Here is a 12,623-nt window from a genome sequence, read left to right as displayed (position 1 = left end):
TTTCGATTGTAAAAGAGTTAAAAGCATCTCTAAGGGAGAAATGGAAGCTGATGGTGGAGCAGGACATAACATTATTATATTTTCAGGCTACCTGATCTCCTAGACTGGTTTATGGGAAAATACCCTAGTATTCCTAGAGTATACTGGAAGCTAGTTGGAGATACAGGAACTCAAGCTTATTATTGAAGCCCTTAATAAGAAATATGTGGGTGTATACATGGGCCAAATAAATTACGATGAGTTGCTGAAATATAGTGTGAAACTCGTTGAGGACAACTTGAAAACAGTGTTTTCAAAACTAGAGGAAGAGGCATCCTCTGTTTCACCACTTACATATGATATTATCGAGATAGCCTCGGATTATACTCTGAGAGGCGGTAAAAGGCTGAGGGCGTTTCTAGCCCTCGTGGGCTACTGGAGCAGGGAATGGGGAAGCGGCGATCTAGCAACTATAACAAATGTGATGACTGGTATTGAGCTACTTCAAAGCTATCTCCTTATACACGATGATATAATGGATAGGGATGAACTCCGCCGGGGCGGCCCAACTGTACACGCATGGTTTAGGGATAAATGTCTAAAAGAGATGAAGGGAGACTGCGTGCATTACGGTGATTCACAAGCCATAACAGTTGGAGACTACTTGGAGGCGACAGCTGTCGAATATATTTCAAGGGCGAATTTACCTGGGGAAACATTAAGAAGGCTATTGGAAACATATAGTAGGGGGTTGAGAATGGTTGCCTACGGGCAATACCTAGATGTCCTGTTTTCCAATAAACCACTGGGCAACGTATCCGAGAGAGACGTACTATTAGTCCACACTCTTAAGACAGCCTCCTACACTATAGAACTACCCTTGCACTTAGGCGTGATAGCATCTGGGAAATATAGTGAGAAAATACTACGGGAGCTCACCTCCTACGCTATCCCAGCCGGTATAGCGTTCCAGCTGAGGGACGATATCATAGGCCTCTATGGTGACCCACGGCAGACGGGTAAACCTGTTGGAAGCGATGTCAGAGGTAAGAAGAAGACGCTCCTGGTAGTGAAGGCCTACGAGCTCGGAGACCATGAAGTAAAGAGACGGCTAAGTGAGATATATGATGTGCTGGGAATAAATGAAGTAACCCAGGAACACGTGAAATATGTGCAGGAGATAGTCCGTGAAACAGGTAGCCTGGAATACAATGAGGAGCTGATAAAGAGACATGTGGAAAACGCCTTGAAAGCACTTGAGGAATCCAAGGAAATATCAGCTCAAGCAGTCAACATATTAAAATGGCTCCTGGAGAAACTAGCATACCGTGAAAAATAGCACTATAACTCTACAGGTCTACAAGAGCAAACCTGTGGAACAACTAGCCCCGTATCCCTAGGCCTTCTCACTGGAAACAGCTTCTTCAACCTCCTCCGGAGGAAACACGTTTGTCCTCAGTAAGGTGTAACCGACTATAAATAGGGATGCCAGCAAAACAATTACAAAAAAGTATACTGTGAGCTTTAATGTCAGAGCCTGGACTTGATGCGTGGAGAAGAACAGTAGATAGGTATAAATGACACCGAGAGCAAGAGTGCTAAAAGTGATTATCAACCCTACTATTTTCTTCCTACCCATAACTACCCCTCATACTAATTGAGACGCTTGCTGCAACATTACCTAGCATGACTTTACCTGATAAATTATTAGAGTAAGGAATTAATTAAAACCACTTATCTCTTAAATCAAGGTCCACTTAACCAGGTTAAGCTATAAGTAGTCTTAAATGGATCACTTAGATCAGGTAGTTGAAGGTGGCTTAAGTAGATATGGGGCGTAAGAGAGGGGAGTTAGAGAACTGGCTTAGGAGAATAGTTTTCGGCGGATTTAAAAACAACTATGTGATCTACATAAGATACCGGGTAGAGAGTGGTGAAATCCTGAAGCCCGTGCCCGGTGAGTTAATAATCGATCTACGGGCAGGATATATATACACATATGACGAGGTCATACCATTGCACAGGGTTGAGGAGATCAGGGATAAAAATAATAGAGTTTTATATAAGAGGGGAAGATATGAGGGTTAGATCCATCCCCTTAGCTTCATAGCCTTTACAACACGGTCTACAGCTATAGCGTAGGCAGCAGTCCTCATTGGATGCTCTGGGAACCTCTTTCTCCACTCATCGTACACTCTGTTAAAGTTTAGTGACATCATTTTATCCAGCCTCGATAATGCCTCCTCATCAGTGAGCCAACATCCCATCCTGTTATGGCTCCACTCGATCCAGCTCATTGTCACTCCTCCTGAGTTCGCTAGTATATCCGGCACTATGATCACGCCTTTCTCATGTAACACCTTCTCGGCTTCAGGCGTGGTTGGGCCATTAGCACCCTCCGCAATGACTTTAGCCTTTATTCTATTAACGTTTTCCTTTGTTATAACATCCTGTGTTGCAGCTGGTATTAGGATGTCAACGGGTAATTCAAGTAGTTCCATATGGTTTCCAGAGACCTTCACATTCCCCTTCTTATAGTTTACCACCTTGCCTGTTGTCTCCTTAACCCTTATTGCTTCCTCGATATCTAATCCGCTCGGATCATATATGTATCCACTGCTGTCACTTACAGCAACTACTCTTGCACCCCATTCAGCAAGATATTTTGCAGCATACATGCCAACGTTTCCGAAACCATGTACTGCAACTGTTTTACCCTCCAATCCACCTATCCATCTCTTAGCTGCCTCTCTTGCAGTAAGAGCTGTACCATATCCTGTTGATACAACCCTTGCATATAGTCCTCCAAGCTCCACAGGCTTCGCGGTAACGACTCCCCATGCCTGGTATCCCACTATCTTACTATATTCATCGAAGTACCATGCCATTGTCTGTGGATTAGTGTATACGTCTGGGGCAGGTATATCTACATCCGGGCCCACGTCCTTGGCTATGCCGGCAAAGAACTTCCTACTCAACTCCTCTAGCTCTCTCTGGCTTAAAGCCTTCGGGTTAACCCTTACACCTCCCTTTCCACCGCCATAAGGTATGCCAGCTAGGGAGGTCTTCCAGGTCATCCACATTGATAAGGCAACTACTTCACCAGGGGTCACGTCTTCACCATATCTTACTCCTCCCTTATAAGGTCCTAGTGCACTGTTGTGCTGACTCCTCCAGCCTAGATACGTCTCTAGCTTACCATTATCCCTCCTAATAGTGATTTTGACCTGTACCAGTTTCTCCGGGTGTCTGAGTATTTCGACGATTTCATCGGATAATCCTAGAAGCGATGCCGATTCACGCAGCTGCTTCACAGCCATCTGGTATACTGGATCATTTTCATATAGTGATGCATATTCGTTCATATTTTTCACCGAATAACTATTATTCCTGGAATGCTTTAAAAAGATTACCTATCAATATATACGATATATACCTGAATACGCTTCCAGGACTCATGAAGTAACGTATGATACATCCTATTAATATCAGCCCTCACACGGGTCTTCATCGCTTTGACTCAGAACCGAAGTCGGTCATCACATTAATTTTTAATTCCCTCAACCACCTTTATTAATAACCGGTGTCATTCTTGAAGCCGGCTCTACTAGTAGTGGACATGTTAAAGGAGTTTGTATATGGTAGATTAAGAAGCCCGGAGGCGTCGAGAATAATCCCTGTGATAAAGGATCTAGCAAGCGCCATGCATAACAGGGGATTCCCAGTTATATACCTAGCTGATCACCACTATCCATTTGACCATGAGTTATCCATATGGGGGTCGCATGCAATGTATAATGATCCAGAGTCAGAGATTATAGAGGAGCTGAGGCCTGGACCAAGCGATATAGTGTTATATAAGAGATCCTATAGCGGCTTCAGGGAAACAGGCTTAGACTACATGCTCAGAGACCTAGGCGTGGACACTGTGATTATAACAGGTATACATACTCATATATGCGTACTCCACACAGCAATAGATGCATTCTATAACAGGTACCAGATTATAGTAGTCGAGGATGCAGTGAGCGCTTTTAGTAGAAGCGACCACGAGTGGGCGTTAAACTATATGAAGACCATACTTGGATGCAGGATAATGAAGTCCAAGGAAGTAATAGAATTCATAAGCAACAAATAGTGGTGAACAGTGATCAACTGTGGCTTACTGGAAACAATTAAAAATATTTCAAAGGAGTCGGGATTCACTGTAGCAGAGCTATTAGTAGTTATACTGGGGATACATAAGGAGGGTCTTGGAAGAGTCTCGGTGTCAAGGAAAACCAGTATAGGGGAGAGAAGAATACGCCGGATAAACGAATACATTAAATCACTTCAGAAAACACGCCCGGAACTATATGAATTCGTGACAGAGGGTATCCATCAAGCATCAATAATTACACAACCAGTTAAACAATACTTCCTCACAATATTTCACCCAGTCGATCCGGGCCTCCTTAAAACAGTTAAGTCAAAAATAGTGGAGGTAAGAGATTGGATCATTGTTGAAACCAGGGATAGAGAATGTATAGAGGTTATTGGTGTAGTACTGGATAGAATAGTATTCCCATTGGTTCCCGAAGAACTTAGTAGAAGATACATCGAACTCGTGCCTACAACTCTCCTGGAAAATAACTCGGTATTAGTTTTATGGAGAAAGCATATACCATTACTATATGAATCAGCTGTTCTCAACGCCCTTGTAAACATATGTACAGAATCAATGGTCTGACTAAATTCCTTTAAGAGTTTGGATGTAGATTTGAGATTCCCCCTAGAAAAGTTTTTAATACGTGCTGTTTTCTAGTATTGTTTGGTGTTGGACAAAATGTCCAAGCAGATTAAATATGGATATATAATAATACTTGCCCTACTTATAGTTGCAAATATCCCTGTAAAAGCCGGAGTAATAGTACAAGATGCTACTGGGAGAACCATAAGTCTTAATGAAGCACCATCTAAAATAGTTTCCCTCAGCCCATCCATCACGGAGATCCTTGCTTACCTAGATGAACTAGATAGAGTAGTGGGGGCTGATTCGATATCGTTAAGCGATACATGGTTTAATATCTCAAGCATTCTCAAGTCACGCGATGTAATTGACGTCGGCGGGTACTGGTGGTCAACTGTTAAAGCCGAAGAAATACTCAGAGTCAACCCGGATATAGTTTTAGCCGATAAAGGAGCCCATGTTCCATTATTAGATTTCTTCAAGAACTACAATATTACTGTAGTATACCTAGCTGGTGGTTCATCTAAAAGTATACAGGATGTTTTAAGCGACTTCTACACTATTGCCATGCTCTTAAATAAGACTAGCCTGGCCGACGACTTCACTATTAAACTAGAGAGCGAGCTAGGTAAATACAGGGATCTAATAACCAGTAAATACAAGGGTGTCAAGGTATTAATCGTGGTGGATTTAACAAGTGGCATATGGGTTGCTGGTAAAGGAACATACATAGATGACATACTTGAAAGGCTGGGTTTATCGAATGCCTGTAGTAATATATATTCATGGTCATCCATAAGCCTCGAGAAAGTAATCGAGTTGGCTCCAGACATCATAGTGGTTACATACACCGGCTCCGGCTCTAATACGTTAAAAGAGAGCGGGCTAACTAATCTGGGTAAACCCATTATTGTATTAAACCAGACAGAAACAGATATAATCTCGAGGCCGGGACCCCTTATAATATATGCGCCCCAGGTAATCTATAATGTTTTAACACGGTCAAATATTACTCGTGTAACCGGTAGTGAGGAGTCATCAGCATACTCAGTCATGGTGATCATTATACTCGTCGCTTTAGTAGCGTTGATTACTATAGTGCTTGCAAAGAGGTATTGGAAGAAATGAAGCAAAGGGATCTCTGGCTTCTAGGCCTAATACTCGTTTTTTCCATAATGCTAATATACGATCTCAATGATGTTCAACACAGCCCATTATTATTCAACTATAGATTAAGCAGGATTCTCTCAGTGATTTCAACTGGTATAATTATAGGTTTAACCGGAGTATACCTTCAGTCCTCACTGCGTAATCCACTAGTAGACCACTACATACTCGGAATAGGAAGCGGTTCACTCGTATTTACTTATCTAAGTATTTTAATAGCCGGAGGCTTCACTCTCGCCACCCCATTGTCCTCGATGCTTGGCGGACTTCTAGCCTTATTCCTCACAATCATACTGGCGGAGAAGTTATCTGGCACAGCTACTTCATACGTGTTAGCCGGCATTGGCGTTAACTCTTTTTTCTCAGGCCTCTCTGCTCTCTTATCTTATCTAACGATCCGTGTTTACCCGTATGCACAGCTTCTTCTCGTTGGAAGCTTCATAGTTGCCACCAATGATAAGTTATATATATTATCTATTCCTCTAGTCATCTCAGCATCCATAATGCTCGTTCTTGCAAAACCCCTTAACACGCTGGAGGTAAGCGATGAATTCTCAGTAATAACCGGGTTTAACCCCCGAGTTATACGCTTGATCTCGATAATTGTCGCCGGCCTAACCAGCAGTATCGTCACCTCGCTCTATGGTTTAATAGGTTTCATTGGATTGGCATCACCACATATAGCGAGGTACCTATCTGGTAGGAGTGATAACAGGGTTGTCGCGCCTTTAGCGGCCTTCACATCATCTATAATACTTTATGTAACCGACTTTGCAAGCAGGAGGCTCTTCGCTGTAATGTGGAGTGAGATACCGGCTGGAGCCATCGCCTCACTTATGGGGTCACCATTCTTCATATATTTACTGCTCTCGAGGCGGAGGATATATGGTGATTAAGGCCAGTAACGTGGTAGTCGAATATACAGGTGGATTAAAGGGATTAAACAATACATCTCTCGAAATAATGGAGAAGAAAATCACATGCTTAATGGGTCCTAATGCATCAGGTAAAACTACCCTCTTACGTGCACTAGCCAGGCTGGTAGGCTACAAGGGCTCGATACTAATTGATGGAAGAGAGGTCTCAAAGACGCCGTTGACAGTTTTATCAAGGATCCTCTCGTATGGGTCACAGCAAACCATATCTACGTCCCTACAGTTACGGGTTAGGGAGGTGCTTGAAATGGCGCTTTACCCGCTTAAAAACATAGATGTCGAGGAGGCAATATATAATACATCAATAGAGCTAGGCATCACGGGTTTACTGGATAGATATATCAATGAATTAAGCAGCGGCGAGCTACAGAAAATAGTGATAGCTTCAGTACTGATAAAGAAACCACAGTACATACTACTTGATGAACCAGACGCCCATATCGACACAGGATTCAAACCAGTCCTCTCCAAAATACTTAGAAAGAGGTCTAAGTCCTCAACAATAATTATCGCTACACACGACCCAATATTTGCATCGTACACCTGCGACTATATAGTAGTCCTAAGAAGCGGCTCCATAGTGTTCCATGGATGGCTGAATGAATTAATGGGAAACCTGGATACCCTAAGAGAAGTCTACGGTGTAGAGTTCGTGGTCACTGAAATACCTGGAGGCAGGAAAATCATTATACCATACTACTAGCCAGCATCACCTTAAACACCATCTCTTCTCTTCACCATGCGAAGTTAACCCGTTATCGTGAGGCCAGCTATATACCTGAGGCTCTCTAACTCTATTGGGTGAAGCCTGGCAGCAATGATTAGCGAATGAGGTGGAGGAGGATAACTATATCTTTTCAACTCAATAAGCCTCCCAGCCCTGATTACCTCACTACTCCACCCAAGCCTAGCCACGCCAATGCTTATTTGATTCATTAATTGTTGTTTCTCATCAAGCTCCATAAGTATATCCACAGCCTCTGGAATACTCATCGCTAATCCCTCCTCTAACCTGAGATCAAGCAGTATGAGTGTATGGAGGTTTCTACCTAGATTATCATACACGGTCTCGACAACACTGTATGGTTTAAAGCTGTCGGGATATACTAGGGTGACTATTTTACCGAATCTATATGCTTGGAGACCAATCCTGCTGTGGACTAGGTTCACCACTGATATACCAGTTACAACCTTTACGCTTACATTGCTCTTCAATGCCTCAACCCTAATAGCGTCATGTGTTGTGGCTGTAAATGGGTCCCCGGCACAGAGTATCGCAATATTTCTCTCCTTAGCCTCCTCTACTATTCTATTTATACCCTCTCCCTCTAAATCCCTTCTTCTAGCAAACACTATCTCAGCCGACGGATTAACCTCTCTAAGCCAGTTGAAGCCATCCTCATACATTGATGTATAGGTATCAACATATATCTTTTCAGCACTCTTCAAAGACTCAAATGCTTCCTGAGTTAAATGTCTACGTGAATAACCAGCACCAATGAAGATGAGCAAGAGGGACACCTGGTTCTACACTCTGACCTCTTCCCCGCCCTTCAGGGCGGGGCTTCAGTTATAAAACTATAATGGAAGCCTCTAAATAAATGCCTTCTATTGTTGTTTTGTTTCATGTAGGTTTTGTGATTTTCAAAATACCTTATGGGCTTTCTGCCACATAATCTAATGTTGAGAGAGATACAGTGAATTCTCTGACCTCTTCCCCGCCCTTCAGGGCGGGGCTTCAGTTATAAGTAGTTGTGAGGAGAGATCGCTCAATGCGACCTCTGGGCAAGGCGGAAGACCCCTAGAGGTGACCCTAAACAACCCTAAAACACAGGAAACGACCTTCTAGGGACAAACGGTCTTTAAAGCAATAAAACCCTGTTCCCAGTTTATCTTTATGAGGATAACTATGTCTTGTAGAATAGTCCTGCTGGTAACATGTAGAACCGGGAACGATGAATGGTGTGCTCGTGAAATAGGAGACGCGGTCTTCGGTCTCGATAATAGTGTGGTTGTTGAGAAAGCGGGTTTTCCAGGGCTCCTCCAGGTCTATGGATGTAGAGATGTCGATAGTATATATAGGAGGGCTATAAGTAGGGAGTACGGGTTCGTTGAAACCATAATACCGGTTCACTGTATCATGGGGCTTCAAGAGGTATTGGAGGAACGACTTGAATGCATTGACGGCTTGAAGATGCCTAGGGAGGTGAAGATCAGGGTTAGGATGCGAGGGGTTAGGGAGCTGAGTACGCGTGTCTTCGCACTTGTATTAAAGAATCTGAGGTCTAGGGGTGTGGTGCATACACCCTCGGCGGATGAATGCCTATTTATCGAGGGGATCAAGGATAGAGTCTACATAGGCCTAGGGCACTGCAGAACACGTATTGCAGTACATGGGGGATGAGATAGGTGGTGAAGTGGGATGCAAGAAAAATAATAGAGGACGAGTTAAACAAGCAATCCATCTTCAAGAATCGTGAAAGCCTTATGCCAGAATACATACCTGAAGCACTGCCACACCGCGATAACGAGCTCAAATTATTAGCCTCCTACTTCAGGCATTTAATAGTGAACCCGGGTTCCATGTCTCAGAGAGTACTCATAGTAGGTAGAGTCGGAACCGGTAAGACAACGTTAATGAGGACCTTTGCCACAAATTTAACGAGTATAGCAAGGGAGAGGGGCTTATCCTTCGACTATATTCATGTCAACTGCTATAGGAATAGGAGCTTATTCAGTATAGTGAGAGACATAGCCCTGCAACTAGGCCTCTCAGTACCACATAGAGGATTATCATCAAAGGAGATAATGGATGCTGTTGTCTCGTTCCTAGATGAGGGCAACCGGTATACTTTAATAGTATTCGACGATTTTCACTACTTCGTGAACATGGCTGGTAAGGAAGCGGTATACTTTATTACAAGGGCATATGAAGCCTTCCATGAGTCGAAGCGGTTGAACATGGTCTTCGTGTCAACCGATATAAATATAACAGGGTTCTTCGACCCTATCACCGAGTCGTATCTGAATAGATATATTATAAAACTACAACCATACACCTCCAACCAGTTACTTGATATATTAAGGTATAGGGCTAGCCTGGCCTTCCATGAGGATGCATATGATGAGAAATTATTGGAGCTTATCGCTGAATATGAAGGGGTGGACAGGAACGGCGAGGGTAATGCTCGCCACGCCTTGACAATACTACTTACAGCCGGAGATATAGCTGAGAAAGAAGGAGCTGGAAGAATCAGCGTAGAGCACGTCAGGAAAGCTATAACGATCCATGATAGAAGCAAGGAAATAGAGAGGATTAACGATGTATTAAGATATAGCCCCCTTCACGAGCTATTATTACTACTAAGCATAATACGCCTCCTACGCAGGAAAAACGATAAAGAAGTAGAAATGGGGGAGGTCGAAGACGAATACAGACTACTCTGCAATATACACGGGGAAATACCACGCTCCCATACACAGCTATACGAGTACACCAGAAACCTAAGTAAGACCGGCGTCATCAATACCGTCACCAAGAACATGGGTAACCGTGGTCGAACAACCCTCATATCCATACCTTATGGACCACTAGAAGAACTAGAGAAATACATCACTACACTGATAACGAAGAAAAGGGAGATAGAGTACTAAGCGGCTTACCAATAACTAATGAATAGAGTTCTTTTAGGGAGCAGTAAACCAATAATATCTATATTAGTGATGCAAATGACCTGTGCGGAGAAACCAGTTATATGTAGTAATAGGATATATCTCAGGCGCCATATAATGATTAAAGGCAGGTTTACCGAATATATCCTCACTGGTAAGAAGAGGTCCACAATCAGACTTGGTTGTGTTATCCCGAGGTATAAAGAAGTCTTCATACACGGTGGTGGTAGACCAGTAGCCAAGGCCATGATAACCAGTGTCGTCTATAAGAGAGTATGCCAGCTTACAGAGGAAGATGCTCATAGAGATGGATATAGCTCCGTAGAGGAGCTCCTCAAGGATCTCGAGAAAGTATACAACCGTAAAATAGCTCCAAGCGATGTTGTAACAATAATAGAGTTCGAGGTGATTAAGAGCCTATTAGACCTCAGCATGCAGGATATATACATGGGGCTCAGCCCGGCCGATATAGCTAGCCTTGCATACAGATACCTTGAAAAAGAATTAAGCAAAGACGAGCTCAGGATCATAGACGCGGTTATAAAGCACGGTAGCATAAGGGAGGCATCGCTGAAACTCTATGGATCACTAAATAAGAGATGGATCATCAGAAGAACGCTGAGAAACTGCTTAAGGATCCTTATAGAAAAAGGTATTATAGGTAATGCCGTTAAGGAATAGAAATAGTTATTAAGACTTAACCTACTATGACCTATAGCTCCAGCCCCCTCATCCACTCTTAAGGAACAGAGATCCCTCGCTAAACTACAATATCCTGGAACTCTATCTACAATTATCTATCTCATCCCGGTACCTGGTAAATAGGGATTAAGAACCGGGGATAATGGCTGGGAAATATTTAAAACCCATTCATAACTCTAAGAGATTATTGGATGCGGCGGTCGTCTAGCCTGGACTAGGACGCCGGCCTGCCACGCCGGAAATCCCGGGTTCAAATCCCGGCCGCCGCACTAATAATTGGCTTCTCATTTAAAAGAATTCATAAGTGTTGTTCAGACCCGAATCCGTCATCCACTACAGTCTTTATGGAATCATTGACTGGCCGGTTGAAACATCTGGTTAAACTAACTGGTTAAAAGTGATATAATTGACCGCATTGATCCCCACTAGATTTTCGCATTTGCTTGTTGAAAGGCTAGGATCCTGTTTACTATTGCTGTGCCGTATTCTGTGAGACTGTATATGTTGAAGCGCTTTACCTGCTCGACCTTCACTAGGCCGAGTTTTTTGAGTATGGCTAAATCATGTGAGATAAGTGTTCGGTCTTGTTTAAGTATGTATGCTATTACGCAGACTGGAAGCGGGGATTGATAAAGGAGGTATAGGATCTTGAATCGCGTGGGCTCCAGGGCAGCTCTTAAAGTGTTGAGAAGGTTCTCGAGGTCTTTACCAGGTAGACGCAATACTTTATCGGCTTCTTGGATAGGAGGGGGCCTGGTACAGAGATTCAGCTCCCTAACCCTCTGTACTGCCTCTTTCAAGGAAAACTCGTCCACCATAGATTGCACCAAAAAGAAAATATGTTAACAGCTAAAATAATCACTGCTCTCCATAGTATCTTATTGCTCCAGCTGGGCAGATTCTTTGGCACCCCCTGCAAAACTCGACGCAGTTATCCGGGTTAACCACCTTGGGCTTTTCATCTTCGCTTACGCTGTATACTTCGTGGGGGCAGAAGTTGTAGCAGGTTAGGCAACCGGTGCACTTCTCGTAGTCTATTATCGGGTACCAGTTCTTAGCCACTTCCAGCACCACCTAGTCTTGAAGTGCTTTTTCTATCGCCTGGGCAGCTTCCTCGGTAGTCATATTCCTTATTTCAACAGGTTTGAACTTGGACTCGTCGAACCCCGTCTCCTTGAATACCCACCTGAACATCTTTAACTGCATTTCAGGTGCGCAACCAGCCACGACAAGCTTTGAGATCTTGTCGCCATTAGATAGCAGTACTTTCCAGAAGTTATCTCCATCACTAGCGCAGAGTTGCGGATGTATTGCCACAAAATCCACTTTTTTCTCACGCCTAAACTTGTTTAATAGCTCGAAGATATTGATCTTGGAGAACGAGGGACATGTACCCTGACATACACACTACCAGCCCCTTCATGTGAACCACCTTTCAC

15 protein-coding genes, 1 tRNA gene and 1 pseudogene are annotated in these 12,623 nt (G+C 43.4%); 11 read left to right on the top strand and 6 right to left on the bottom strand.

Annotated elements, in window-relative coordinates:
• The first annotated feature begins 217 nt into the window (after window positions 1-217).
• Window positions 218-1,318, top strand: coding sequence for a polyprenyl synthetase family protein (locus QXV08_RS04270; RefSeq protein WP_342786528.1), 1,101 nt, complete (start codon window positions 218-220; stop codon window positions 1,316-1,318).
• Between the two features lie 57 nt (window positions 1,319-1,375).
• Here the strand turns inward: QXV08_RS04270 and QXV08_RS04265 are convergent, their stop codons facing one another.
• Window positions 1,376-1,618, bottom strand: coding sequence for a hypothetical protein (locus QXV08_RS04265; protein WP_342786527.1), 243 nt, complete (start codon window positions 1,616-1,618; stop codon window positions 1,376-1,378).
• Between the two features lie 191 nt (window positions 1,619-1,809).
• Here QXV08_RS04265 and QXV08_RS04260 point away from each other — a divergent pair, with 191 nt between their 5' ends.
• Window positions 1,810-2,067: a DUF504 domain-containing protein gene (locus tag QXV08_RS04260; RefSeq protein ID WP_342786526.1), complete on the top strand. Its 258-nt coding sequence runs from the start codon at window positions 1,810-1,812 to the stop codon at window positions 2,065-2,067.
• Here the strand turns inward: QXV08_RS04260 and QXV08_RS04255 are convergent.
• Window positions 2,064-3,344, bottom strand: coding sequence for a Glu/Leu/Phe/Val dehydrogenase (locus QXV08_RS04255; protein WP_342786525.1), 1,281 nt, complete (start codon window positions 3,342-3,344; stop codon window positions 2,064-2,066). The two genes, QXV08_RS04260 and QXV08_RS04255, sit on opposite strands and share 4 nt — an antisense overlap.
• Before the next feature lie 227 nt (window positions 3,345-3,571).
• On the opposite strand from QXV08_RS04255, the gene QXV08_RS04250 reads away from it, so the two are divergent.
• The 5 genes from QXV08_RS04250 to QXV08_RS04230 all read left to right on the top strand — a co-directional run bounded on the left by QXV08_RS04250 (window position 3,572) and on the right by QXV08_RS04230 (window position 7,513).
• Window positions 3,572-4,117, top strand: coding sequence for an isochorismatase family cysteine hydrolase (locus QXV08_RS04250; RefSeq protein WP_342786524.1), 546 nt, complete (start codon window positions 3,572-3,574; stop codon window positions 4,115-4,117).
• A gap of 9 nt (window positions 4,118-4,126) precedes the next feature.
• Window positions 4,127-4,708, top strand: coding sequence for a hypothetical protein (locus QXV08_RS04245; protein ID WP_342786523.1), 582 nt, complete (start codon window positions 4,127-4,129; stop codon window positions 4,706-4,708).
• Between the two features lie 96 nt (window positions 4,709-4,804).
• Complete coding sequence (locus QXV08_RS04240; RefSeq protein ID WP_342786522.1) at window positions 4,805-5,836, top strand: ABC transporter substrate-binding protein; 1,032 nt, start codon at window positions 4,805-4,807, stop codon at window positions 5,834-5,836.
• Window positions 5,833-6,771: an iron ABC transporter permease gene (locus QXV08_RS04235; RefSeq protein WP_342786521.1), complete on the top strand. Its 939-nt coding sequence runs from the start codon at window positions 5,833-5,835 to the stop codon at window positions 6,769-6,771. Before QXV08_RS04240 ends, QXV08_RS04235 begins: the two co-directional genes overlap by 4 nt.
• Complete coding sequence (locus QXV08_RS04230; protein ID WP_342786520.1) at window positions 6,761-7,513, top strand: ABC transporter ATP-binding protein; 753 nt, start codon at window positions 6,761-6,763, stop codon at window positions 7,511-7,513. The genes QXV08_RS04235 and QXV08_RS04230 overlap by 11 nt, the downstream gene beginning before the upstream one ends.
• A 44-nt stretch (window positions 7,514-7,557) precedes the next feature.
• On the opposite strand, the gene dph5 is transcribed toward QXV08_RS04230, so the two are convergent.
• Window positions 7,558-8,331, bottom strand: coding sequence for a diphthine synthase (gene dph5 / locus QXV08_RS04225; RefSeq protein WP_404991012.1), 774 nt, complete (start codon window positions 8,329-8,331; stop codon window positions 7,558-7,560).
• A gap of 376 nt (window positions 8,332-8,707) precedes the next feature.
• Between dph5 and QXV08_RS04220 the strand changes: the two genes are divergently transcribed.
• The 4 genes from QXV08_RS04220 (at window position 8,708) to QXV08_RS04205 (ending at window position 11,453) form a co-directional block, all read left to right on the top strand.
• Complete coding sequence (locus tag QXV08_RS04220) at window positions 8,708-9,214, top strand: RNA-binding protein (RefSeq protein ID WP_342788265.1); 507 nt, start codon at window positions 8,708-8,710, stop codon at window positions 9,212-9,214.
• A gap of 5 nt (window positions 9,215-9,219) precedes the next feature.
• Complete coding sequence (locus QXV08_RS04215) at window positions 9,220-10,464, top strand: ORC1-type DNA replication protein (RefSeq protein ID WP_342786517.1); 1,245 nt, start codon at window positions 9,220-9,222, stop codon at window positions 10,462-10,464.
• Between the two features lie 18 nt (window positions 10,465-10,482).
• Window positions 10,483-11,163: an ASCH domain-containing protein gene (locus QXV08_RS04210; RefSeq protein WP_342821417.1), complete on the top strand. Its 681-nt coding sequence runs from the start codon at window positions 10,483-10,485 to the stop codon at window positions 11,161-11,163.
• A gap of 214 nt (window positions 11,164-11,377) precedes the next feature.
• Window positions 11,378-11,453 (top strand) — tRNA-Gly (locus QXV08_RS04205).
• A 156-nt stretch (window positions 11,454-11,609) separates the two neighbouring features.
• Here the strand turns inward: QXV08_RS04205 and QXV08_RS04200 are convergent.
• The 3 genes and pseudogenes from QXV08_RS04200 to QXV08_RS04190 all read right to left on the bottom strand — a co-directional run bounded on the left by QXV08_RS04200 (window position 11,610) and on the right by QXV08_RS04190 (window position 12,607).
• Window positions 11,610-12,002, bottom strand: a complete 393-nt coding sequence (locus QXV08_RS04200; protein WP_342786515.1) for a metalloregulator ArsR/SmtB family transcription factor — start codon at window positions 12,000-12,002, stop codon at window positions 11,610-11,612.
• Window positions 12,003-12,042: 40 nt separating this feature from the next.
• Window positions 12,043-12,246: a ferredoxin family protein gene (locus tag QXV08_RS04195; RefSeq protein WP_342786514.1), complete on the bottom strand. Its 204-nt coding sequence runs from the start codon at window positions 12,244-12,246 to the stop codon at window positions 12,043-12,045.
• Between the two features lie 12 nt (window positions 12,247-12,258).
• Window positions 12,259-12,607, bottom strand: a pseudogene (locus QXV08_RS04190) (heterodisulfide reductase subunit A-like protein).
• Window positions 12,608-12,623 lie beyond the last annotated feature (16 nt).

Origin of the sequence: Desulfurococcus sp. (genome assembly GCF_038881575.1) — an archaeon.
Classification (GTDB): Archaea; Thermoproteota; Thermoprotei_A; order Sulfolobales; family Desulfurococcaceae; genus Desulfurococcus.
Note: the sequence above shows the minus strand (reverse complement) of the source record. Positions and strands in the feature narration are given on the sequence as shown.

Coding starts and splice junctions, on each gene's coding strand:
- QXV08_RS04270 (WP_342786528.1), top strand. CDS start 218: ATGGGCCAAATAAATTACGATGAGTTGCTGAAATATAGTGTGAAACTC.
- QXV08_RS04265 (WP_342786527.1), bottom strand. CDS start 1,618: ATGGGTAGGAAGAAAATAGTAGGGTTGATAATCACTTTTAGCACTCTT.
- QXV08_RS04260 (WP_342786526.1), top strand. CDS start 1,810: ATGGGGCGTAAGAGAGGGGAGTTAGAGAACTGGCTTAGGAGAATAGTT.
- QXV08_RS04255 (WP_342786525.1), bottom strand. CDS start 3,344: ATGAACGAATATGCATCACTATATGAAAATGATCCAGTATACCAGATG.
- QXV08_RS04240 (WP_342786522.1), top strand. CDS start 4,805: ATGTCCAAGCAGATTAAATATGGATATATAATAATACTTGCCCTACTT.
- QXV08_RS04235 (WP_342786521.1), top strand. CDS start 5,833: ATGAAGCAAAGGGATCTCTGGCTTCTAGGCCTAATACTCGTTTTTTCC.
- QXV08_RS04230 (WP_342786520.1), top strand. CDS start 6,761: ATGGTGATTAAGGCCAGTAACGTGGTAGTCGAATATACAGGTGGATTA.
- QXV08_RS04220 (WP_342788265.1), top strand. CDS start 8,708: ATGAGGATAACTATGTCTTGTAGAATAGTCCTGCTGGTAACATGTAGA.
- QXV08_RS04210 (WP_342821417.1), top strand. CDS start 10,483: ATGAATAGAGTTCTTTTAGGGAGCAGTAAACCAATAATATCTATATTA.
- QXV08_RS04200 (WP_342786515.1), bottom strand. CDS start 12,002: ATGGTGGACGAGTTTTCCTTGAAAGAGGCAGTACAGAGGGTTAGGGAG.